The organism is Streptomyces sp. NPDC005533 (assembly GCF_042871845.1).
GTDB lineage: Bacteria > Actinomycetota > Actinomycetes > Streptomycetales > Streptomycetaceae > Streptomyces.
In genome coordinates, this window is sequence record NZ_JBIAJH010000038.1 from 1 (window position 1) to 21019 (window position 21019).

Genomic DNA, 21019 nt, shown 5'->3' on the forward strand with positions numbered 1-21019 from the left:
CGAAGCGACCGCTCCGATCCCCGCCGCCACAGCGGCATGAGACGGCTCTCAAGAGCCCGTCACTGCGGCTTGACAGCATCATTGGGAATCTCCTTGCGGGGGTGGGCGGCGGCTGCTGCCTCGGGTTGCGCCGCGCCCGGTGGCTACCCGCCTGCCGGCCGACGTAGTGCTGTGAACGGAAGGGTTCACCGAGACGTGGCGTCGGGCACGGGACCTCGCCCCACGAGGGCGCCACGCCGGACGCGCCGTGTTTGACGCACACATGCGGGCCGGACCCGCTGGAGGTCTCGGCCGTCACCTTTGCCAACGGCCGCGACGACGTCGGCGTGTACGTGCCCGTCTTCGCGACTGCCGGCGTCGGCGGGATGACCGTGTACGCCGCGGTGTTCCTCTTCGTGCCGCCGGCCGAGGTCCGCGACGCGAAGTAGGCGGAGTTGTCTCGGCCGCATCATTCCGCCTGGCTCGGTGATTGCTTCTGACCTCGTCGGGGAGGCGTGGCTGTCTGACACAACCGTGAGAGCTGGTGTGGTCTCTGTCGGTGCGGCGGGCGTGATCGGTCTGGTGGCGCCGGCCAACGTCCGGGCGCCGGAACCGACTTCCGCCCTCTGGGAGGCGTGGGTTGGAGGGACCCCGGAGGAAGCGCAAGTTTTGAGCATGTTCAAATAGGAGCGCGTGCGGCCGCAGGGTCGGACATCCCACCTCTGGGGAGAGGTCTGTGAACATGCGCGGATGGCGTGCGATCGTTCTCGCGATCACTGGTGTGGTTCTCACAGCGTCTTGCGGGCACGGCGCAGCCGTCCATGCGGCGGTGATTCCGCAGGAGCAGCTGGTAGGGACGTGGACCAGCCCAGCAGGGACGTCCCTGACCTTCTCGAAGGAACACACCTTCAGTGGAACGGGATTCGACAAGGTCAAAGCGATGGATGACTGTGCCCATCCCGAGAAGCTGTCCAGTGGCCGCTGGGCCTTCTACGCCAGCCCCAAGGGCGACCGCGTCATGGTCCCCGACGAGACCGCCACACGTGGCTATGACCTTCGGCTGTTCTTCGCTGAGGATGCATCGTGCACGGTGTGGGTCTACCTCTACGGAAACTTCGGAGACACAGAGGATCCCAGCATGTGCCCTACGGATGACCCGGACGCGGGATGTCCTCCCGGCGGCTACATGAAGCGGAGCGAGGATGGCACCCGCTCCTGACAACCATCGAAACCGGACCTGGCCGTCGACGACGCCGAACGACAGGCCCTCCGCGGCCTGACCCAGGACTGCTCCACGACCACCGTCGTCTACGAGCCCACCCTGTAAGGCCGGTGGCAAGCCGCGCACCACGCGAGAGCGGCTGCGGCTGCCATCACGCAGGAGCAGCTCGACCACGCAGGAGCGGCTGCGCACCACCTCGACATCGCGACGTCGCGCAGGCCCGGGGGCGGACCGGCTGGCCCCCCGGTTACGCGTTCTTGGCGTCGATCTCGGCGATCAGGCCCTCGATGAGGGTCTTGATCTCGTCGCGGATGGGACGGACGGCCTCGACGCCCTGGCCCGCGGGGTCTTCGAGTTGCCAGTCGAGATAGGTCTTGCCGGGGAAGTACGGGCAGGCGTCGCCGCAGCCCATGGTGATGATGTAGTCGGAGGCCTGGGCGGCCTCGGGGGTGAGGACCTTCGGGGTCTGGTCGGAGATGTCGATGCCCAGCTCGGCCATGGCGGCCACCGCGGAGGGGTTGATCTTCTCGCCGGGCATCGAGCCGGCGGAGCGGACCTCGACGCGGTCGCCGGCGAGGTGGCGCAGGAAGCCGGCGGCCATCTGGGAGCGGCCGGCGTTGTGGATGCAGACGAAGAGAACGGACGCGAGCGGGGACGCGGACATCGGCTTTCCTTCACGGCGGTCGGCCGCGGCAGGGGCTCCGGAGCTGCGGCATGATGCGGCAGAGACTGGTATCAGCCCTGCCTGATGTGACAGTATCAGCGGATGATGACATCAGTCGACACTGATCTGATGCGGGTACTGGCCGACCCGCTGAGGCTCAAGATCGTGACGCTCCTGGCCCGGGAGACGCTCTGCACCACCCACCTCATGGAGGAGACGGGCGCGAAGCAGACGAACCTGTCCAATCACATGAAGGTGCTGCGCGAGGCCGGGGTAGTGGAGACGGAGCCGTGCGGGAGGTACATCTACTACCGCCTGCGCCCCGACGTCATCGAAGCTCTCGCCGGTCAGTTCGCCGACCTCGCGGCGACCGCGCGCGCCACCTCCGAAGCGAACCTCAAGCGGTCCTGCCCCTAGCCTGCCGCGGCGGCCCGTCCCTCCTGCCTCACCTGCCCTGAGGAGAAACCGTCTTGACCGCCACCCAGCCCGTCGACGCCGCCCCCGCGACCCAGCCGGCCATATCCGCCGACGCGCCCCGGCCCGCCGCCGCCCCCGCCCCCGGCGCCACCCCGCCCCGCACCCCGCTGATCGCCCGCGCCGCCGCCGAGCTGGTCGGCACCGCCGCCCTGGTCGCGGTCGTGGTCGGCTCCGGCGTCCAGGCCACCGAACTCACCGACGACGTCGCCCTGCAGCTGCTGGCGAACTCCACCGCCACCGTCTTCGGCCTCGGCGTCCTCATCGCCCTCCTCGGCCCCGTCTCCGGCGCGCACTTCAACCCGGCCGTGACCCTGGCCGAGTGGTGGACCGCACGCCGTGGTGGCGCCGGCGTCACCGCCCGCGAGACCGCCGTGTACGTGCCCTCGCAGATCGCCGGCGCGATCGTGGGCGCCATCCTCGCGGACGCGATGTTCGGCCAGCCCCTGGTGAAGTGGTCGCAGCACGACCGCGCCGCCGGGAACCTGCTCCTCGGCGAGGTCGTCGCCACCGCCGGACTGATCCTGCTGATCTTCGGCCTGGCCAAGACCGACAGGCTCCGCTTCGCTCCCGTAGCCGTCCCCTCCTACATCGGCGCCGCCTACTGGTTCACCTCCTCCACCTCCTTCGCCAACCCGGCCGTCACCATCGGCCGCGCCTTTACCGACACCTTCGCCGGCATCGCCCCCGCCTCGGTGCCGGGCTTCATCGCCATGCAGCTGCTCGGCGCCGCCGCCGGTCTCGCGCTCGTCGCTGTCATCTTCATGCGCGCCAGGACCAGCCAGGAGCAGTCCGCGGCATGACGGAGCAGACGGACGTGGTGGTGGTCGGCGGCGGCCAGGCCGGGCTCGCCGCCGGCTACCACCTGCGCCGACTCGGCATCGAACACGTCATCCTCGACGCCTGTGCAGCGCCCGGCGGAGCGTGGCAGCACACCTGGGACTCCCTGCGGCTGTTCTCCCCGGCCGCCTACTCCTCCCTCCCGGGTCGGCTCATGCCCGTCCAGGAAGGGCAGCCGTATCCCGGGGCCGCGCACGTCGTCGACTATCTGGCGGACTACGAGAAGCGCTACGAACTCCCTGTTCGGCACGGCGTACGCGTCGCGGCCGTCCACCGCGACGCCACCTTCCTGAGAGCGGAGACGGACCGGGGTGACTGGCGGGCCCGAGCGGTGATCAGCGCCACCGGCACCTGGGGCCGCCCCTTCCTGCCCGTCGTCCCCGGCCGCGGGGAGTTCACCGGCCGGCAGCTCCACACCGTCCAGTACCGCAGCCCTGCCGAGTTCGCCGGGCAGCGCGTGATCGTGGTCGGCGGCGGGAACTCCGGCGCGCAGATCGCCGCCGACCTCACCGGCCACGCACATGTGACCTGGGTGACCCGGCGGCCCCCGCGCTACCTCGCCGACGACATCGACGGCCGCGCCCTCTTCGACGCGGCGACCGCCCGCCGACGCGCCCTCGACGAGGGACGCACCGACACCGGCGGCGTCGCCTCCCTCGGTGACATCGTCGCCGTGCCCCCGGTCCGCGCAGCCCGCGACACCGGACTCCTCACCGCGAAGCCGATGTTCACCCGCCTCACCGCGACCGGCGCGCAGTGGGCGGACGGCACCCGCAGCGAGGCGGACGCGGTCATCTGGTGCACCGGCTTCCGGCCGGCCCTCACCCACCTCGCTGGCCTGCGCCTGCGCGGCACCCGCGGCCACATCGCCACCGACCGCACCCGCGCCGCCGACGAGCCGCGCCTGCACCTCCTGGGCTACGGCGACTGGACCGGCCCGGCCTCCGCCACCCTCATCGGCGTCGGGCGCACCGCCCGCGAAGCCACCCGCGAGCTCGCCCTGCTGATCCGCTGACAGGCGAAGCGGAATCCCTGCACCGCGGAGGGCCAGCGGCGCGTAACGCGCTGCACGGCCGCAACGAACACGCGCCCGGTCCGCGCCGGTTCGCTGCGAACGACGACGCGAACGCCCTCACCCTGGTCGTGGACACCCCCCGCGGCCTTCGGGACTGCGGCAGAGCCCCCGGTGCCCCTCGGTGACGAACAGGTGCGCTCCTACGAGTTCGCCGCGGCGGATGCCGAGACGCAGCCCGCGGAGATGGACACCGACCTCATCGCCGAGGGGGCGGGACGCTGTTCTCCGCGCCCTGCTCCCGCAAGCGCCGGCCGGAGACGACGGCACCCGCGCCCACCAGATGGCCGGCCCGCCTGGTGCTGGAGGACGTGGCACTCAGCCTTTTGAATCCCTGCCGAGCACGTCACAGGGCGGTTCCGCCGCATGCTGGACCAGACCCTTGCCCGGCAGCTCATGGTCGGCGCCGCCGCCCGCTTCGGCCGCGACACGCAGGTCGCCTTCATAGCCTTCGTGCAGCTCAGACACCACGAAGTCTCCACCGGAACGAGCCGCTGCCTCGAGCCCTCGGCGACCGGTGTCCTACTCACCCCGCGCTACGACGGCACCCGGCCGTGGGACACCAGCGCGGGCCGCGTCCACGGCGACCTGGATCTCACCGAGGAGCGGACAGTCGTCCGCTCGTCGATCACTCCACGAGCGCGCTACGGCGCTCCAGCAAGGTCACGTCCCGCCAGATGCCGTGGTGGCGGCCGAGGCGTTCGCGGGTGCCGATCACGCGGAAGCCGGCGCGCTGGTGGAGGGCGAGGCTGGCGGTGTTCTCGGGGAAGATCCCGGCCTGGATCGTCCAGATTCCCGTGGCTTCGGTGGAGGCGATGAGCGTTCGCAACAAGGTGCGGGCGACGCCGCGGCCGCGGGCGGCGGGGTGGACGTAGACGGAGTGCTCGACCACCCCGGCGTACGCGCACCGGTCGGAGACGGCGCCGGCCGCGATCCAGCCCCGCACCGTCTTGTCCTCGTCGAAGGCGACGAAGCGGTGCTCGGCCAGCTTCGCGGCGTCGAACGCGGACCACCCGGGCGCCGTGGTCTCGAAGGTGGCGTCGCCCTCGTCGATCCCGGCCTGGTAGATCGCGAGAACCTGTTCGGCGTGCTCGGGCAGCATGGCGCCGATGTGGATCGCGGTCATGCCGTCTTCGCGGCGCCGGCCAGCAGCGTGCCCATCGCGGCCACGACGGACGGCTCGACCCGGTAGTACACCCACGTACCCCGGCGCTCGGAGGACAGCAGGCCGGCCTCCTTGAGCTTCTTCAGGTGGTGGGAGACGGTCGGCTGGGAGACCCCGACGTCGGAGATGTCGCACACGCACGCCTCGCCGCCCTCGTGGGAGGCGACGGCGGAGAACAGGCGCAGGCGGACGGGGTCGCCGAGGGCCTTGAACATCCTCGCCGCGGCCTCGGCCTCCTCGGCCGACAACGGGCGCTCGTTCAGCGGCGGACAGCACGCGGCGACGGCGTCGGTCTCCAGGAGCGGCAGAGCGTTAACATTCGACATACGTCTATGTTGACATATGTCGAACTAGTGCGGGAGGGGCTCAGTCCCGTGCGGGCCGTCCGTCCGGCCGGCGGGCGGCGGGCGGCGCGCACGGCGTCGCGGCCGCAGCCGCGCCGCCCCGGCGTGGGCGAGGCAGGCCCCGTCGCGGTGACGGTGGCGGCCGACGGCGTCGAGGGCCCGTCCAGCCCGGCGAGGTAGGCAGGTCAAGCCGGTAGCCGGTGGCCAGGATGACCGCTTCCACCCCTTCCGTACTGCCGTCCGCCCAGGCGACCTTGGCGCCGTCCGGGCCGGTGAACAGCGGGCGCCGGTCGGACAGGCCGCCGGTCAGGCCCGCCCGGTAGCGGCCGTCGTCATGACGGACGGGCTGGTTGGGAGGAGTGAGCCGGAAGTGCAGGTCTCGGCCGAGCAGGCGCTGGCGGGCGAACTCCACCTGCGCGCGGGTCGCCAGCGCCGTGCGCGCCACCCCGGCCAGCTAGGCGGCGGCCTGGACTGCGGAGTCGCCCGCCCCCACCGCGACCTGGGCGGGCCCGCGGTAGTCGGCCACCAGCTCGATCGGGAAGGCGCCGGAGTCCGCGCGGACGCCGGAGACGTGCGAACGGGCGCGGATCTCAGCGTCCAGGGCGTTGCGGCCGAGGTAGGAGATGACCTTGTCCCGGTGCGGGTAGCGGTCCGGCCGCCGAACGCCAGGCCCGGCAGCGAGCTGAACCGGGCCGGGGAGAACAGGGTCGGGCTGTCGTAGGTGCAGCGGCCAGCACCACCGGCGCCAGCCCCCTCCCGACCGGTGCGTGCGGCCAGCCCCGACTGCCCGCCCCCGATGACCGCGACCTCCACGTGCTCCAGCACGCCCCCCCCGGAATTCGACAAACGTCTATGTTGACGAGCATCGAAACAGGTGTCATGCTGATCACGTAAGACATCGACATACATCGAAACAACGAGGAGTCGACCGTGAACGCGCCTGCCCCCACTGACCTGCCTGTCGTCGTGATCGGGGCCGGCCCCGCCGGACTGGCCGCCGCCGCCCACCTCGAAGACCGTGGCCTGGACTTCCTCGTCCTGGAGGCCGGCCCGCACGCCGGAACCGCCCCCCGCGACTGGGCCCACGTACGCCTGTTCTCCACCTGGGGCGAGGTCGTCGACCCGGCCGCCGAAAAACTCCTCGCCCCCACCGGCTGGGTCAAGCCCGACCCGGCCACCTACCCCACCGGCGGGGACTGGGCCGAGTCCTACCTTCAGCCCCTCGCCGACGTCCTCGGAGACCACCGCGTCCGCTACGGCGCCCGCGTCACCGGCGTTTCCCGCACCGGCCGCGACCGCCTCGTCGACGCCGACCGCGACACGCAACCCTTCCTCATCCACGTCGAGACCGCCGACGGCCGCGAGGAACGCGTCTTCGCCCGCGCCGTAATCGACGCCTCCGGTACCTGGTCCACCTCCAGCCCCGCCGGCGCCAGCGGGCTTGCCGCCCTCGGCGAGAAGGCCGCCGCCGACCGGATCACCTACCACGTCCCCGACCTCAAGGACCCGGCCGTCCGCTCCCGCTACGCGGGCAAGCGCACAGCCGTCATCGGCTCCGGTGCCTCCGCCTTCACTGCCCTCGCCTACCTCGCCGACCTCGCCAAGAGCGACGACGGCGCCGGCACCAAGGCCGTGTGGATCCTGCGCCGCGGCATCTCCGGCTCCACCTTCGGTGGCGGCGAAGCCGACCAACTCCCCGCCCGCGGCGCCCTCGGCCTCGCCGCCAAGGCCGCGGTCGACACCGGCCACGCGGATGCGGTCACCGGCTTCCGCACCCAAGCCATCGAGCGCGACACCGACGGACGCCTGCTCCTCGTGGGCGAGGACGGCCGCCGCCTCGACCCCGTCGACGAGGTCATCGTGCTGACCGGCCTGCGCCCCGACCTCACCTTCCTCGACGAACTCCGCCTCGGCCTCGACGAACGCCTCCAGGCCCCCACCGCCCTCGCGCCGCTGATCGACCCCAACCAGCACTCCTGCGGCACCGTCTACCCCCACGGCGTGAACGAGCTCGCCCACCCGGAGAGGGACGTCTACCTCGTCGGCATGAAGTCCTACGGTCGCGCCCCGACCTTCCTCGCCATGACCGGCTACGAACAGGTCCGCTCCATCGCCGCCCACCTCGCCGGCGACCAGGAAGCCGCCGAACGCGTCGAGCTGGCCCTCCCCGAGACGGGGGTGTGCGGCGGAGCCGGCCTCTTCGACCAGCCCGAGACCACCGAGCAGCAGAGCGGCGGCTGCTGCGCGAACCCGGCCACCGTCACCATCGGCGCCCCCGCCCCCGCCTCCACCAGCGGCTGCTGACCCAGGTCGATGTCCAGGCGTGCCTCCGGCGTCAGCTCACCGAGCCGCTGGCGCTGCTCGGCGGTCAGACGGGGGAGACGTGCGACGACGCCCAACACACCCGCGCCCAACTCGTTGGGCACCGGTGAAAACCCCGATCTCCCGCAGGGGCGCCGGCGGGCGCCACGTGGTGGCACTCGCCCCGCTCTGCCCCCGGTGCCCGGACGAGGACCTGGTCATCGCCGATCCGGCCTGCACCGTGATCTTCCGCCGGGTTGTCCTGTGCGGCTCCTGTCCCGCCGGCCGGCCGAGCCGGGGGGAGGCGGAGCTGGGGCCCGCGGACCTCGCATGGCGGTGGCGGATCGCGGTGTCACGGACTTGATCGCCGCGTACCAGGAAGACAGGTGGGTCCCGTGCAGGGACGAGCTGGAGTTTGCTGCCGGGCCGGTCTGCCAGGGCCGGCTGACCCGCGTGCGTGGGAGCGCCTACCTGCTGCTGCGCCACGTAGCCGCCGACGACTCCGCACTGCACACGGTCCGGCGCCTGATCGACATCCTGGCCACAACGGCAGAGCAACCCCCGGATGAGCCCCTGAACGACACTGGCTGATCTTGCCTTGCTACCTCGGCGACGGAGTTCGCTGTCCGTGGGGGAGGACTTGCTGGTCTATGAATTGTCGGGGCAGTCAGGCTCAGTCCAGGTCGCGACGAGATCACGGCAGACGACCGTGAGGGAGCCGTTCCAGAACGCGATCTCGTGGCTGCAACCGTTCTGGTGGGGCAGGACCTCATCGAGGATTACGGTCCCGAGGTCTGCCCAGTCGTTTTCCTCGACGCCCCCGGCATCAAAGCTGGACACGCCGTCGTAGTGGATGACGAGGTCTTCGTCGTGCTTCCAGCAGTTGTGCCGGAACTGGATCTCCATCTGCTGGTCATCAGCTCCGACAGTGCGGACGTACTGGACCTCCAGGTCCTTCACACACCGTTTGCTGTGGAAGTCGTAGTGCTCTGGGGCAGTCGCGAAGCCCCGGGCTCCGACTGGCAGATCGTCAGCAAGCGAGGGCAGAAGCTCCAGGTATCGAGCAGGCGATATGACACCTGACAGGTTGCCGACCTGTGCATCGAGGTTGATGTAACGCATCGCCCTTCCTCCCCGCTCGTGGCTCTGCTGGCCAGCGAATCGTCGCACGATCATCATGTTGTCGGCCCGGGGATGGATGCTGCTGTACCCGGTTCTGAGCTGCGTCGGGGTTTGGTGTCGACCTTGTGGTGTGCGGGACGGGAGCAGGACTCCAGGGCCGAGACAGCGCGACCGATACCTCATGCTGGTCCACCTGCCCCACGGCTGTGCCACCGACTGTGTCCGCGACGCCCTGGTCGAGACCGTCAGCGCCCCGCCCACCGTCAGGTTGGCGGGGCGCAGTGGTCGTGAACCTCAGCTGTCGGTCAATTGATCAGCCCGCACTTAGAACTCGACTTCCCCTTCGAGTGATTCGACTCCCCAATGGGTGACGGAGACCTTAACCGTGTCCGGGGCGCCCGGGCTGCTGTCGCTCTCCAGGATGTCGAGGGGCCTGCGGTCGGCAGCCGGATTTCCAGGCCAGCCAGCTGTTGGCGCTGTTACGGAAGGCGGCGGAGGTGAAGGCCAGCGGGTAGCGGGACGGGGCCATGAGCTGCTGAGGCTGGGGCGGTCAGCCGGTAGCCAGCACGCGCAGGAGCGGGCGCTCCGTACGCCGGTGCAGGTCCCGGAGGTGGGACAGGGCGTCGGCGTCCAGGGACGTCACGCCGTGCAGGTCCACCAACAGGTCCCGCTCGTCGGCGGTGACGTGGTCCAGGGCTCCGCAGAAGCGCCGCGCCGGCCTCCTCGTCGAGTTCGCCGTCGGCGCTGACCAGGACCGAACCGCCGCAGCGCTGAACACTCAATGGGGGCGGCCGCATTGTCGTGGTCCCGCCGGACAAGGACGCGCCCTGATCGTGCGCACGCGCGCGACGGGATCCGCTCTCGCTCCCGGACGCGACGGCGGGTGTCCTCGGTGAGGCCGCGAGCGGCGCTACCTGAGAGTGATGGGCTCGTCGAGCCGGTCCCGACACCCGGCCGCCTGCGGGCCTCCGCTACGTTGTGGCCCATGGACATGCGGACGACCATTGAGGGCCTGGCCGAGGAGGCCGAGCGGCAGCTGCACGACAAAACGTGGGAGCCCACCGACGCCGACCGTGCCCTGGCGGCGCAGGCCGCGGTCGACTTGGCCGCTGCCGTCGGCCCGCCCGACCTCCAGCAGGCTCTGACGCCAGTGGAGCGGCTGGAGGACCTGCGCGAGGCCCTCGCCGTGATCGCCATCGCCACCGCGCGCATCCACGGTCCCCTGGCCTGGCTTCTGGCTGCCGCCAGCACCGCGCTGGCCCCGATCCTGCACTGGCGCGCCCTGGCTGCCGAGGCCGGTCACACCTTCGGCACCATCGAGGCCGGACCCGAATGGTACGCCGAAGCCGAGGACGCCGTCCGTCGCCTCCAGGCCGTCCTCGCCGTCCTCGGCGCCCCCTGAACCCCTGTTCCTACGTGCCTACGTGCCTACGTGTCGGGGAGATTGACCGGCGGTGCCTGGCGCAGCCAACGTGGCGGTGACGGACGCGGCCAGCCTCGGTGGCGACCGCTTCGTGCCGCTGGCCGAGGTGTACGACTCCGAGCGGAGGCCGTCGTCGGCGGCGCGGCGCGAGGCGTACGCGTACGACGAGCGGTCCCCGGACACGCTGATCGTGGTCTCGGCCGCGTCCAACCGCTCGATGGCGGACAAGGATCCGGCGGCCGCCCTCGTAGGCCGGCTCTGGGCTCTCTACGCCGGGCCGACCGCTGGTGCAGCGGGCGGCCCGGGCAAGCCGGGCCCGGCATCAACCGGGCTTGGCGTGAGACTCGTGGTGAGGGGTGGTCGTAAGCCCGTCTCAGTTGCCGATTCCGGAGGTGCCGAGGCCCGAGTTGCCGATGCCGTGGCTGCCGATACCCGAGTTGGCGATACCCGCGTTGCCCAGACCCCAGTTGAGGATGCCGGCGTTGCCGACGCCGTGGTTCAGGATGCCGGCGTTGCCGACGCCGTCGTTGAGAGCGCCCGCGTTGCCGACACCCGAGTTCCCGAAGCCTGAGCTGCCCACTCCGTCGGCGCTGGCAGCGCCGGCGCCGCAGAGGGCCAGCACTGCCGCTGCTCCCAGAGCGGTCGTCACACGGAGAAGAGTTTTACGCATGGTTACGTACCTCCTGCTTTGGGGGTCTTTGCCCACTATCCTTAACATATAGTCGGCCCCACAGCTCGGACCCCAGGGATGTCAGGCCCTCAAATGGAACAATCCGGCGATCGGTGGCGTCTCCCGTCGTCGTGAACAACACGCCGCGCCGACTGACAGGGTGAATTTGGAACTGCTGACGCAGGCCTGCTCGTCGATGGGCTCTGGCACACCTGCCCGGATAAGGATTCGTCTGAAGACGACGGGGGCTCTACCCTGAGCCGCAGCGGGAATGCGCGCATTCCCGCAGGTTGCGGTGCCGTGGCAGAGCGGTCTAATGCGATCGACGTGGGGGAGGCTCCTCTCACGTCGACTGACGGGGACGGGGCGGGCCTGCTCCTATCTGTCTCGCGGGTTCAAATCCCGTCGGCACTGCAACCGACCTGGACTGGCCCAGCACACGGGATTGCCACGCCCGTCTCGGTCCAAGGAAGTTGAGCCAGAACGCCGGAACCCGGCCGAACCCGGCCGGAGGCGTCGCCCACCACGTTGCCACGGCGACGCCCGCGAGTGCGGCACCCGGCGTGTTCGTGGCCATGAGCCATTGCCAGGCCCGGCGCACCCGAACGCTAAGAGGGAATGCGACCGCGCCAACGTCTCAGCCGATCTCTCGACCAGCGGGCCGCCTTCGCCTCGGCAGCTCGCTCACCAGTGCCCCGCGACGGGGCGGGCCGGGCGCGAGCCCCACAGCCGTCCGTGTGCCGGAGCGCGGCCTCCGTCGCGGCATTTGGTGGCCCGGGCTGCACCCCGTACCTCCGAACCTCCCCGGCGCGTGGAGACCCGGCCCTCAGCCGGTCGCCCTCAGGGCTGCAGCAGTGGCCTCGGTCACTGCCGGATGCTTCCGTCCGTCCAGGCGGAGGCACCCGCGACCGTGCGTCTTCCGCCGGGCCGGACGGTCCGGCCGAGCCGGCACCCGGCCATCCCCCGCCACCCGCACGCCGAACCGGCACGCCGAACCGGCGAGGACAAGGGCGCCGACGAAGCGCGGGCCCGGGCCCGGGCCGGGGACGGCGTCCGGAAAGGCAAGCCGCTTGCCGCTCAGCCGCACGCGGGCGCGCTGCGGGCAGGTCAGCTCACGCTCATCCCCCGCTCCGGCCACTCGCCCCGCTCCGTGTGCAGCGCGTTGAGCTTCCGCGACGCCTTCAGGAAGGTGTAGTCGACCTGCGCGTCCTGGACCGTCGAGGTGCAGGACGCCTTGTCCATGGTCAGCCGTCGCTCGAAACGCTCCGGGTCGTCACCGAATTCGTACTCCACCAGATCTTCGGTCTCCGAGACCTTCCGGAAATACACGATCGCGGCCATTTACCATTCCCCTTCGATGTCTTCGCGCTTGTCCAGCGGCCCGGATTCCTGCCAATTGTGCGTCTCGTTCGCGACCCGGTGCGCCTCCTGGTAGGTGGAGCCCGGGTTCTCGCGGAGGTACGTGAGCTCGGCCAGCTCGTGTTCCAGAAGCAGCCGGTCCTCCGGTAGTCCGTTTCCCGAGCGCAAGCGGATCCAGGCGTCCGCGATCTCCGCATCCGCGTCGAACTTCCGCGTCACGACACCTCCCGTTTCGTAATCCACGATGGGATGCTCCGTGTCGAACACGTGCTTCTTCACCGCGGCGATCTCCGCCGGGGTGAATCCGGTGGAGCCGTTGTCCCGGGCCAGCCCCTGCGTGTGACCGCTGATCGCGTCGATGTCCCGGTCGTTCTTCAGGAAGTCCGCGTACGCGTCCTCCGCCCACTTGGTCTGGGCCGGGTCGTCGAGGAGCTGCCGGGGCCGCCTCCTGCCACCGGTCAGCCATTCGTCGGTGTGCCGCAGGCCCGTACTGGCGGCTCCCTCCAGGCCCTCCCGCAGGGCGAGTCTCGTCCCCGCCCGGGCACCGCCCATGCCCTTGGTCCCGATGAGATCCGGTACGAACCGGCCCAGGCCCTCGCTGAAGTCGCCCTTCAGCGTCTCGATCAGCCCGGCGGGGATGCGTTCCGGGTGGGCGGCCGTGGAGACCAGACCGGCCAGGGTCATGTTGAGGTTCTGCTGGTACTCGGCCGGGTGGGTCAGGTTGTACGGGTCCATCGGGTTCAGGCCGCGCGCGAAGTTGACCAGGCCTGCCGTGCCCTTGACCACGCCGCCGACGAAGTGGTTGAGCTCCACCCCCTGCGCACCGTAGTAGTCGGTGATCCCGGCCAGGGCCCGGTCCGTCGCCGAGGGCTCCTTCGGGGCGTGTTCCACGGCCGCGTCCAGCGCCTTGGCCGCGTTCGCCGCGGCCTCGTCCCGCTGCTTGCGAGCCTCGTTCAGGATCTCGTGGGCCCGCGTCCCGTCGGCCTTGCCCACGTCGACGGGCTTCTGCGGCACCGGTCCGGGGTCCTTGCCGGCCTCAGCCGCCGCGGTGTACGCGTGGGCCTTGGCGGCGTAGTCCTCGTGGGCCTCCTTCGCGGCCTTCACCGCCGCCTTGTACAGGTCGATGGCCTGCTGCGCCTGCTTCTGCGCCCACTCCACCGTCTCCGCGTACCGGTTCAGCGCCCCCGCCGCCGCCTCGCAGGCGTCGGAGGCGTGCAGCCAGTCAGTGGGATGCATCGCGAACTTCTCCCGGAAGGCGTCGGCGGCCTGCCCCTTCCAGTGGCCCGAGTCCAGCGCCCGCATGCCCTGGCCGACCCGGTCGAAGGCCCCCCGGAAGTCGGTCAGGTGCTTCGCCGACTCCCGGATCTTCGCCGGCTTGCCGTGGACGAGCTCGTCCGCCTGCTCGCTCTGGCCGAGCTGCTGCTCGCCGACCGAGGCACCGAGGTCCGAGGCGACGTCGTCGCCCCAGTCCTCGACCTTGTCCGCCCAGTCGTCCGCCCCGACGTAGTCCAGACCCGCGCCGATCCCGTCGGTGGCCTTGTCGACGCCCTGACCGACGACCTTCTTCGCGCCCTCCCAGCCGTCGTCGAGCTTCTCCAGGCCCTTGTCCAGGAGCCCGCCCCAGTCCGTCATCCGCGTTCACCGCCCGAGGGCTGCGGCTGCGGCTGCGGCGCCGGACCGACCCAGTCGTCGACCGCCGCGTCCACCTCGTCCCGCATCCCGGCCGCGTCGATGATCTGGTTGCTGAGGAGGATGTCCGAGCTGTTCACGTCCCGCACGGCGCCCTTCCAGGCCTCCTTGCTGTTCTCCTGCGCCCGCTCGAAGGACTCGTCGCTGTAGTCCGCGTCCCGGACCTGCGTGTACACGTTGTCGGAGAGGACCCCGCCCCAGTCCTTGTCGATGATCTCCTTCTCCGAGGCGTACGGATTGCCCATCGCGGAGTTGGTCAGCACCTTGAAGCTGCCCTGGATGTACTGGTCCTGCTCGTGCATCACACCCGCCGACAGGCCGACGTCGAACGCGAACTGGTTACCCTGCTGCACCAGCGCGCGCACACCCCACTCCCAGCGTTCGCAGAACGTCTTCATCGACGCCGTCAGGGCGTCGTTGCCGCTCTCCATCCCCGACAGCGCCAGATCCGAGAAGCCCCGGCCCATGCTGGCCGAACCGACCATCCCGAGCTCTTTCAGCTCGCCCAGCGGGTCCGTGATGCCCTGCGCTATCTGTGCCAGCGCCTGCTTCGAGACATCGATGTCCGCCCCGTCCCCGCTCATGCCTTCTCCCTCCGTCCGTCCCCGTCGAGCGCGGCACCGTCCGGCACCAGCCCCCGCACCGGCGGGAAGACGATCCCGTCCGGCCCCGCCGGATCCAGCGCCACCCCACACGGGAAGTCCAGCGCCGGGATCACGTCGTCCAGCAGCCGCGCCCCGACGATCCGCCGGTACGGCCACTCCCGCTCCGCCTCACCGCGCGCGTCGGCGAACCGGGCCAGCGTCTCCAGGCCCGAGAACGCGCAGATCCAGTCCAGCCCGCCCAGCTCCGCCGTCCACAGACCGCCGCGTTCGTCCAAGGGCACCAGCACGACGCGGCTGCGGAAGTCCGCCAGCCGCTCCATTACCGCCTCACGGGGCCGCGGCCGCGTCCACCGCGGCGGGTTCGGGCTCAGGCACCCGCGCGACCGGCTCCGCCGGCGCCCCCGAGTTCACCCGTGCCGTCGCGGCGGCCCGCAGCTGCCCCCACTCCTCGTCGAAACCCACGCCAAGGCCTTCCTGCCGACACCGAGCCGCACTTCACGGCCCGTCGCAGTCGAACGTGATTCTCCCCGAGGCACTGATGTGCACCAACCCGCCTTCCGCAAGGCGCAGGACGACACGAAAGCGGAACGGCATGCCTGCCCGCTCGTTCCGGTGCTTCCGGTGGAGTGCGTCGCCGCGACGCGGCGAAGGCGCGTCAGTCAGCCCTGGGCCGTGTCTTCGACTGTCTAGGCGGCGGCCTCGGCTGCGGCTGCCGCTGGCGGCCTGAGGGTGGGCGACCAGGACGGGCTAGGACCCGTCTGCCGATGCCGGCTCCCGCTGGTGGTCGCGGGCAGCGGTGGAGGGCGCGATCCGGAGCAGGTGCGCGCGGTCCGGGATCACGTCCGCGAGAGGCACCTGGGTGAGGATGACGACGAGGCGCTCCGGATTGTCCCGGACGTCGCCTTTTCGCCTGCGGATTGTGCCGACGTCGCCGAGTGGGGCGGGCAGTGCAACGCCCGGGCTTTTGGAGCGTGGCCGGCCGGGCGGCTGTAGCGGGGCCAGAAGTTGTCCCGACGGTGTCGGTCCGGGGGCGTCTCGCCCCTGGGGGATGTCGAGTGCGGGGGAGGGGGCACCACCTGGGGGCGGCGGCTTGCCCCCACCTCGTATCGTGACGCTACGTGTTCATTTGTTACGGAGAGTTTCTGAAGGGGTAAAGGTGAGGTTCCCGACCCTGGAGGAACACGATGTCCGATTCTGCCCGGCAGACGGTAAAGCCCGAGGTCACCCTGTTCAGCGGTAGCGGTCACACGGGTGACAGCTGTGTCCTGCCGATGGACGGGTCCACCTACTCCCTGAAGGCGACCGGTCTGCACAGGATCGCCTCGGTCAGAGTCGACTGGCCTGACCGGGGCGTGGCGAAGCCGGTCGTTCGCCTGTACTCCGAGGTGCCCACCCAGCCTGTGGACTTCGCCGCCGGCCAGGGGTCCGCCTTCAAGGACTTCACCGCCGACACCGCCGACACCGGCAAGTGGGCCGGCGCGAAGTGCGTCAAGGGCTACGCCGACGACGGGAGCGAGAGGGCGCGCGCCGGCCTCTCCGGTCACGGGGGCGAGCGGACCATCCTGGATACCCTCGCCCACCCCAACGCCATGCTCGACTTCAGCCGGCCGAGTGCGGGCCGCAGCCTGCTCGGCTGACCCTGCGAACAAGGCGACGCCCCGGGCGTCGGCTCCGACGACCTCGCATGGCCGCCCGTCAACTCGTTGAGGCTTGATCCCAGCACAGCGCGTCACATGATCCTCTCGGAATCCGACGGCTGTCTGGTTTGGCTGAGTCTTTCGGGGCATGCGCGAGTGCGACGGTGGCGCGGCCCGTGTGAGTGGCGGCTCGCGCTCCGAAAAGACGACGTGGAGGGATTGTTGCTATGACCGAGAATGTGTGGGGTTACCGTGAGACGTCCGGCCGTACGGTCGGAGGCGACCTGACCGGTTACAAGGTCGAGGCGGCCGACGGCTCCATCGGAAAGGTCGACAAGCACTCCGACGAGGTCGGCTCGTCGTACGTCGTGGTCGACACCGGCCCGTGGATCTTCGGCAAGGAAGTCCTTCTGCCGGCCGGCACGATCGACCGTGTCGACGCGCAGGAAAAGAAGATCTACGTCGGCTGGACCAAGGAGCAGATCAAGGCGGCTCCGGAGTTCGAGAAGGACAAGCACCTCGGCAACGAGGAGTACCACCGTGAGGTCGGCGGCTACTACGGCAACCTGTCGAACCGCCTCTGAGACTCGACCCCTTGAGACGACCGCCGTTCAGGCGGCGTAGGTGTGGGGCGGCAGCCACCGGGCTGTCGCCCCACACGCATACCTGCACGGCGTCGGGGTGTGGCGCGCCAGGTGCCTGGGAGCCTGCCGGCTGTTAAGTCGATTCTGTCCGGGGCATGGTGGGTGCGTTGCTCGATGAGCTTGCGGAAGCCTGCCACGGCGTACCGCTCCCCGGTGGCGGAGCGGGTCCCCGAGACGTCGGCGATGTCGGTCCGCTTGACCGTGCTGCCTCCTCGCCTGCGGGGTGCGGCCCGGGGCCCCAGCCCCCGGCCGCACACTCGTACCCACCCGCGTGTCGGAGGCGATGTCGTCGGCGGGCCGGTAGCGGCCGGTGGCAGGGTCGAAGCAGGCGCCCGACCATCCGGCGCGGGCGGCGCGCCAGCATGCGGCCCGTAGCACCTCCGCTTCCCACGCCGGGCCTGGACCGTGTCCGGATGCCCGGCCGGCCAGCGTGGTGACCAGGGCCCGCAGCAGCAGGGCCCCCGCGACCGTGTCCTGCACATCGGGCTGGACGTCCATGACGCGGACATGGCCTCGCTGTCGCTGATGGCAGCGGCGAGGCGTTCGTGCTTCTGCAGGGTGCGGGCGTAGGGCGGGGGTCCCAGGCAGGGGAAACGGCTGCGCAGCACGGTCCGGTAGCCGGCGTAGCCGGTGTCCATGCCGCGGCGAAACGGCGGGTTGGCGCTCACGGCGATCAGCAGAGGCAGCCACGGCCGCAGCCGGTTGACCGTCCACACCGCCAGCTCACGGTCGGGGAGATGGACGTGGACCTGCAGGGCGCTGACAGCCCGGCCCGCGCCCCCCAGCGCTGCCCGTACCCGTTCCAGATGCCCACGCAGCTCCGCCCCGGACCGGCAGGGCGGCGTGCGTCCTTCGACCTGACACAACGCGAACTCCGTGGCCACCCCCACCCGCCCGGCCGCCCGTGCGGCGACCGCAGGCCCGGCGGGAACAACCAGGCGGGTGTGAGGGTCGATGAGGAAGAATTCCTCCTCTACCCCGACCGTGGCCATCGCGTCGTATCGCGTTCAGGGTTCTGGTGCGTGGGCACTCATGTCACCGGCATCACCCCGCCGCACGGCCCCCGTACGCCCGCCGCGCTACGAACTCCGCACGTCCGCATGATCCGGTAAGGGGCCCGCGCGCGGCCGACCGCTCCGGTACGCGGCGCAGCCCCAGCGCCGGCGCTCACTGCCCCCTCCACGGCTGCGCCTGGACATCGGCCCGGAGGACGTGCCCCCTCCCCGTTTCGGCCGGGGGTGCGCAGGGCCGGCGCGCTCGCGGGCGGCGGACGTCGAGTGCGTACGCGGTCCGGAGGGGTGGTGGTGCGGGTTCGCATCCACGCCGATGTCCCGTGTCCTGGACGGATCGGCCCGCAACCCGTGGGCAAGCCCCTGCCCGGGTGGCGTGCTGAGGCTTCGGGGCCGTGGTGGCGCTCCTTCTATTCCGGCGTACCGCCGTGCGCCGGAATGACGCCGAGCTGCTGGAGAAAGCCGAGAACGTCCTTGTCCGACCACTTCTCCGCGAGCCTGCCGTTTTCGATGCGGTGAATGACCGTCCCCGTCATCGTGAGCTGGTTCCCCGTGGCGGGAATACCGGGAAGGTCCCCCTGATGGACTCCACGGGCCGTCAGCCGGGTCACCACCTTGTCGCCTTCCGCGATCTGGTCTTCGATCACATGGGTCCCGGGAGTGGCCTCCCAGAAGAGGCGGAACGCCTGCTTGAGCCCCTCGCGGCCGGAGCCGAGCCCGGGAAACGGGGGCGGTGAGTGGTCCCGGTAATCCTCGGCCACAAGTTCGTCCATGGCCTCTACGTTGCCCTTGTCGATCTCCGCGTAGAAGCGGCGCACCAGCCTCTTGTTCTCTTCGCTCGACACGGGACTCCCCTACGTGATTTTCGTATGGCCGGACCGGCATGCAGGACCGGAAGCATGACCTGTACGGACACGAGGCGACACCTGCGCCACGCGGGCCTGCGGGTGCGATCACCCAGAAGCAGCCATACAAAGGCTGCGCTTGGCGGTGTGGCAGCACGCAGGTCACGCGCAGGCGCCGCCTCTGGGAGAGGGGGTCCGTGTGGGGGTATGAGGGATCGTTTCGCTGCCACTCGTAGGACGGCCCAACAGCGAGACCAGTTCCTCGTCGGCGTACTGCGACATGGAGTTCAACAACGGTGACCACGACGCCGACGGCCGCCTCGACTGCGATGAGTTCGCCGCGCTGATGTCCGGCTTCGGCCACGACAAGGCCAGCGCGTCTCTGGCAGGGCGGCGGACGCGGCTAACAGCGCAAGGCTTGCCGTGCGCTGCGCACTGACGTGCTGGTCGCAGTCATCGCCGAGTGGCTGTGACCAGCACTGTCGTGAGAGGTCCTAGTGGAAGAACTTGCGGAAGATGGGGCCGGGGCGTGCGTCGTCGGTGCGGCTCTCGGAGGGGTAGTGACCCCCGAGGGGACTGTGGTCGTAGATGACGATGTCCAGCCCGTCGGCGTTGGGGTCACCGTCGTTTTTGTGCGCGTCGCCGCCGCTGCCGCCGCCGCCCCCGACGAGGATGCCGTCGCTACGCTGTCCGGTGCTGCTGCCGCCGGCGCCGCCGGTGGGGGGCTTGGTGTCGTCGTTGCTGGGGGGCTGGGGCTGCGTTCCGCTGGCGGGGGGCTGGGTGTCGCCGCCGTTGGCGGTCTTGTCGCCGATCTTGCCGGTCTTGCCGCTCTTGCCGAAGGCGTCGAGGAGGGGGTTGTTGCTGTCGGTGGTGACGCTGGCGGTGGTGGGGGCGGGGGCCGCGTTCGCCGCGGTGGTGGTGAGGGCGAGGCCTGCGGTGGCGATGGTGGTGGCGATCAGGAGCGGGGCGAGGCGGCGGGACGTGATCGACATGGCAGAGGTGTCCTTGAGGGCTTCGGGGTGGGGGTCGGAGATGCTGGCGGTGGAGTGGTTACCGCGTCGTTGTCCGTGCCTTCATTGAGCCCCAAACCCGGCTACGAGGTCATGGCCCGGAATCTCGTGTCTTGACAGTCGCCGCGGCCCTATGTTTCGGGGTCGGTCCGGTCTACAGCCCGGTCGGGCTCTCCCCGCCGCAGCCGGCCTGGCCAGCTTCCGGGATCCGGCGACTAAAATGGTGCGCCCCAGCTTCCGCCTGATGCCCTGCGCCTGCGCACGCTGTCCGACAGCGTGCGGGCCCGCACCCACCTCCGCCCAGACTCCACCGTCGGATGCTGGAGTGACCGGCACTCGGCAGCGTGGCGGCGAGGCGCTACTGATCGAGTGGTGGCGGCGGCCCGACCATCTAGATGGGGCCGGATCGTTACCCTCTGTATTGATTGAACTGCTTGTAGTGAAGATGGTGCCCTATGGGCATTGGTGCAGTTAACAGGCCATCGGGCGCGGGGGCCGGTCTGGATGGGCGCCCAGGTGGCGACCCGCGGGCGGGGCTAGGTGGTGGTCTGCTCGCTCATGTTCTCGCCTCCCCTTCCGCCGTCGCGGAGGTGTGGGTGCGGGCGGCGCGCCGCAGCTCGACGCCGCCGGCCCGCCAAGCGGCCGGGGCCGCCCAGTAGGGGTGGGTGCACAGGCCTCCGGAGAGGGTGATCAGCCGGTGCCGCAGCACGGTCGTGCCGGTCCCTGGGGGGGCTGGGCGAGTTCCGCGTAGGTCTGCTGCCACGCCTTTTGGAATCTGATCAGGTCCTCGGGGAAACGGAACGGTGGTCTCACACCTCCAGTGAAACATATGTTCGATTGTCCTCGTGAATGCCACGCCCCGGTCATCGGCCTTAGGTCTGATGGCAGAGTGCGGCGACGGCGGGGCTGGTCACGCCGTGCGCGGCCCCGCGCAGCTCCGTGGG

At 70.6% G+C, this 21019-nt stretch carries 28 protein-coding genes and 1 tRNA gene; 12 read left to right on the forward strand and 17 right to left on the reverse strand.

The window, feature by feature from the left end; genetic code table 11:
- The first annotated feature begins 251 nt into the window (after window positions 1–251).
- Window positions 252–428, forward strand: a complete 177-nt coding sequence (locus ACFYP3_RS29075; RefSeq protein ID WP_388838681.1) for a hypothetical protein — start codon at window positions 252–254, stop codon at window positions 426–428.
- Window positions 429–715: 287 nt separating this feature from the next.
- On the forward strand, window positions 716–1198 hold the full coding sequence (locus tag ACFYP3_RS29080; RefSeq protein WP_388838684.1) for a hypothetical protein: 483 nt from the start codon (window positions 716–718) through the stop codon (window positions 1196–1198).
- 250 nt (window positions 1199–1448) lie between these two features.
- Here the strand turns inward: ACFYP3_RS29080 and ACFYP3_RS29085 are convergent, their stop codons facing one another.
- Window positions 1449–1865 carry an arsenate reductase ArsC gene (locus tag ACFYP3_RS29085; RefSeq protein WP_388838686.1) on the reverse strand — a complete coding sequence of 139 codons (417 nt, stop codon included), beginning with the start codon at window positions 1863–1865 and terminating at the stop codon, window positions 1449–1451.
- A gap of 102 nt (window positions 1866–1967) precedes the next feature.
- On the opposite strand from ACFYP3_RS29085, the gene ACFYP3_RS29090 reads away from it, so the two are divergent.
- From ACFYP3_RS29090 to ACFYP3_RS29100, 3 genes are read left to right on the forward strand one after another with little or no spacing between them, the layout of a single operon-like run.
- Complete coding sequence (locus tag ACFYP3_RS29090) at window positions 1968–2282, forward strand: ArsR/SmtB family transcription factor (RefSeq protein WP_388838689.1); 315 nt, start codon at window positions 1968–1970, stop codon at window positions 2280–2282.
- 53 nt (window positions 2283–2335) lie between these two features.
- Complete coding sequence (locus ACFYP3_RS29095; RefSeq protein ID WP_388838692.1) at window positions 2336–3142, forward strand: aquaporin; 807 nt, start codon at window positions 2336–2338, stop codon at window positions 3140–3142.
- Window positions 3139–4194, forward strand: a complete 1056-nt coding sequence (locus ACFYP3_RS29100) for an ArsO family NAD(P)H-dependent flavin-containing monooxygenase (RefSeq protein ID WP_388838695.1) — start codon at window positions 3139–3141, stop codon at window positions 4192–4194. The genes ACFYP3_RS29095 and ACFYP3_RS29100 overlap by 4 nt, the downstream gene beginning before the upstream one ends.
- Before the next feature lie 375 nt (window positions 4195–4569).
- Here the strand turns inward: ACFYP3_RS29100 and ACFYP3_RS29105 are convergent, their stop codons facing one another.
- The 4 genes from ACFYP3_RS29105 to ACFYP3_RS29120 form a co-directional block, all read right to left on the reverse strand.
- Complete coding sequence (locus ACFYP3_RS29105) at window positions 4570–4719, reverse strand: hypothetical protein (RefSeq protein WP_388838698.1); 150 nt, start codon at window positions 4717–4719, stop codon at window positions 4570–4572.
- Between the two features lie 160 nt (window positions 4720–4879).
- The gene (locus ACFYP3_RS29110; RefSeq protein ID WP_388838701.1) at window positions 4880–5377 is read right to left on the reverse strand and encodes a GNAT family N-acetyltransferase; all 498 of its coding nucleotides are present in this window, start codon (window positions 5375–5377) and stop codon (window positions 4880–4882) included.
- On the reverse strand, window positions 5374–5742 hold the full coding sequence (locus tag ACFYP3_RS29115) for an ArsR/SmtB family transcription factor (protein ID WP_388838704.1): 369 nt from the start codon (window positions 5740–5742) through the stop codon (window positions 5374–5376). Before ACFYP3_RS29115 ends, ACFYP3_RS29110 begins: the two co-directional genes overlap by 4 nt.
- A 40-nt stretch (window positions 5743–5782) precedes the next feature.
- Window positions 5783–6205, reverse strand: coding sequence for a hypothetical protein (locus ACFYP3_RS29120; protein WP_388838707.1), 423 nt, complete (start codon window positions 6203–6205; stop codon window positions 5783–5785).
- Between the two features lie 485 nt (window positions 6206–6690).
- Between ACFYP3_RS29120 and ACFYP3_RS29125 the strand changes: the two genes are divergently transcribed.
- Together ACFYP3_RS29125 and ACFYP3_RS29130 are read left to right on the forward strand one after the other, a co-directional pair.
- Complete coding sequence (locus ACFYP3_RS29125) at window positions 6691–8064, forward strand: FAD-dependent oxidoreductase (RefSeq protein ID WP_388838710.1); 1374 nt, start codon at window positions 6691–6693, stop codon at window positions 8062–8064.
- Window positions 8065–8391: 327 nt separating this feature from the next.
- Complete coding sequence (locus ACFYP3_RS29130; RefSeq protein ID WP_388838713.1) at window positions 8392–8652, forward strand: hypothetical protein; 261 nt, start codon at window positions 8392–8394, stop codon at window positions 8650–8652.
- A gap of 57 nt (window positions 8653–8709) precedes the next feature.
- Here ACFYP3_RS29130 and ACFYP3_RS29135 read toward each other — a convergent pair whose 3' ends face one another.
- Together ACFYP3_RS29135 and ACFYP3_RS29140 are read right to left on the reverse strand one after the other, a co-directional pair.
- A complete protein-coding gene (locus ACFYP3_RS29135) occupies window positions 8710–9183 on the reverse strand; it encodes a hypothetical protein (protein ID WP_388838716.1) in 474 nt (157 codons plus the stop codon).
- A 550-nt stretch (window positions 9184–9733) separates the two neighbouring features.
- A complete protein-coding gene (locus ACFYP3_RS29140; RefSeq protein ID WP_388838719.1) occupies window positions 9734–9961 on the reverse strand; it encodes a hypothetical protein in 228 nt (75 codons plus the stop codon).
- 207 nt (window positions 9962–10168) lie between these two features.
- On the opposite strand from ACFYP3_RS29140, the gene ACFYP3_RS29145 reads away from it, so the two are divergent.
- Complete coding sequence (locus ACFYP3_RS29145; protein ID WP_388838722.1) at window positions 10169–10585, forward strand: hypothetical protein; 417 nt, start codon at window positions 10169–10171, stop codon at window positions 10583–10585.
- A gap of 394 nt (window positions 10586–10979) precedes the next feature.
- Here ACFYP3_RS29145 and ACFYP3_RS29150 read toward each other — a convergent pair whose 3' ends face one another.
- A complete protein-coding gene (locus ACFYP3_RS29150; RefSeq protein WP_388838725.1) occupies window positions 10980–11255 on the reverse strand; it encodes a hypothetical protein in 276 nt (91 codons plus the stop codon).
- Between the two features lie 315 nt (window positions 11256–11570).
- Here ACFYP3_RS29150 and ACFYP3_RS29155 point away from each other — a divergent pair.
- Window positions 11571–11690 (forward strand) — tRNA-OTHER (locus ACFYP3_RS29155).
- A 693-nt stretch (window positions 11691–12383) separates the two neighbouring features.
- Here ACFYP3_RS29155 and ACFYP3_RS29160 read toward each other — a convergent pair.
- Genes ACFYP3_RS29160 through ACFYP3_RS29180 form a run of 5 tightly spaced genes read right to left on the reverse strand, consistent with a single transcriptional unit; the run spans window position 12384 to window position 15391 of the window.
- A complete protein-coding gene (locus tag ACFYP3_RS29160) occupies window positions 12384–12617 on the reverse strand; it encodes a hypothetical protein (RefSeq protein WP_388838728.1) in 234 nt (77 codons plus the stop codon).
- Entirely contained in the window at window positions 12618–14267 is a 1650-nt protein-coding gene (locus ACFYP3_RS29165) for a WXG100 family type VII secretion target (protein ID WP_388838731.1), read from the reverse strand. It lies immediately after the preceding gene.
- The gene (locus ACFYP3_RS29170) at window positions 14264–14908 is read right to left on the reverse strand and encodes a hypothetical protein (RefSeq protein ID WP_388838733.1); all 645 of its coding nucleotides are present in this window, start codon (window positions 14906–14908) and stop codon (window positions 14264–14266) included. Before ACFYP3_RS29170 ends, ACFYP3_RS29165 begins: the two co-directional genes overlap by 4 nt.
- The gene (locus ACFYP3_RS29175) at window positions 14905–15249 is read right to left on the reverse strand and encodes an SseB family protein (RefSeq protein ID WP_388838736.1); all 345 of its coding nucleotides are present in this window, start codon (window positions 15247–15249) and stop codon (window positions 14905–14907) included. The genes ACFYP3_RS29170 and ACFYP3_RS29175 overlap by 4 nt, the downstream gene beginning before the upstream one ends.
- A gap of 7 nt (window positions 15250–15256) precedes the next feature.
- Complete coding sequence (locus ACFYP3_RS29180) at window positions 15257–15391, reverse strand: hypothetical protein (RefSeq protein ID WP_388838739.1); 135 nt, start codon at window positions 15389–15391, stop codon at window positions 15257–15259.
- Window positions 15392–16113: 722 nt separating this feature from the next.
- Here ACFYP3_RS29180 and ACFYP3_RS29185 point away from each other — a divergent pair.
- Window positions 16114–16566 (forward strand): hypothetical protein, encoded by a 453-nt coding sequence (locus ACFYP3_RS29185; RefSeq protein ID WP_388838742.1) that lies wholly within the window; start codon window positions 16114–16116, stop codon window positions 16564–16566.
- 227 nt (window positions 16567–16793) lie between these two features.
- Complete coding sequence (locus tag ACFYP3_RS29190; protein WP_388838745.1) at window positions 16794–17150, forward strand: PRC-barrel domain containing protein; 357 nt, start codon at window positions 16794–16796, stop codon at window positions 17148–17150.
- Here the strand turns inward: ACFYP3_RS29190 and ACFYP3_RS29195 are convergent.
- Window positions 17123–18202 (reverse strand): glutamate-cysteine ligase family protein, encoded by a 1080-nt coding sequence (locus tag ACFYP3_RS29195; protein WP_388838748.1) that lies wholly within the window; start codon window positions 18200–18202, stop codon window positions 17123–17125. The two genes, ACFYP3_RS29190 and ACFYP3_RS29195, sit on opposite strands and share 28 nt — an antisense overlap.
- Window positions 18203–18630: 428 nt before the next feature.
- Window positions 18631–19065 carry an ester cyclase gene (locus ACFYP3_RS29200; protein WP_388838751.1) on the reverse strand — a complete coding sequence of 145 codons (435 nt, stop codon included), beginning with the start codon at window positions 19063–19065 and terminating at the stop codon, window positions 18631–18633.
- A gap of 280 nt (window positions 19066–19345) precedes the next feature.
- On the opposite strand from ACFYP3_RS29200, the gene ACFYP3_RS29205 reads away from it, so the two are divergent.
- Window positions 19346–19504, forward strand: a complete 159-nt coding sequence (locus ACFYP3_RS29205) for a hypothetical protein (RefSeq protein ID WP_388838753.1) — start codon at window positions 19346–19348, stop codon at window positions 19502–19504.
- 55 nt (window positions 19505–19559) lie between these two features.
- On the opposite strand, the gene ACFYP3_RS29210 is transcribed toward ACFYP3_RS29205, so the two are convergent.
- Window positions 19560–20057, reverse strand: coding sequence for a hypothetical protein (locus tag ACFYP3_RS29210; protein ID WP_388838756.1), 498 nt, complete (start codon window positions 20055–20057; stop codon window positions 19560–19562).
- 574 nt (window positions 20058–20631) lie between these two features.
- Entirely contained in the window at window positions 20632–20784 is a 153-nt protein-coding gene (locus ACFYP3_RS29215) for a hypothetical protein (RefSeq protein ID WP_388838759.1), read from the reverse strand.
- Window positions 20785–21019: the final 235 nt, after the last annotated feature.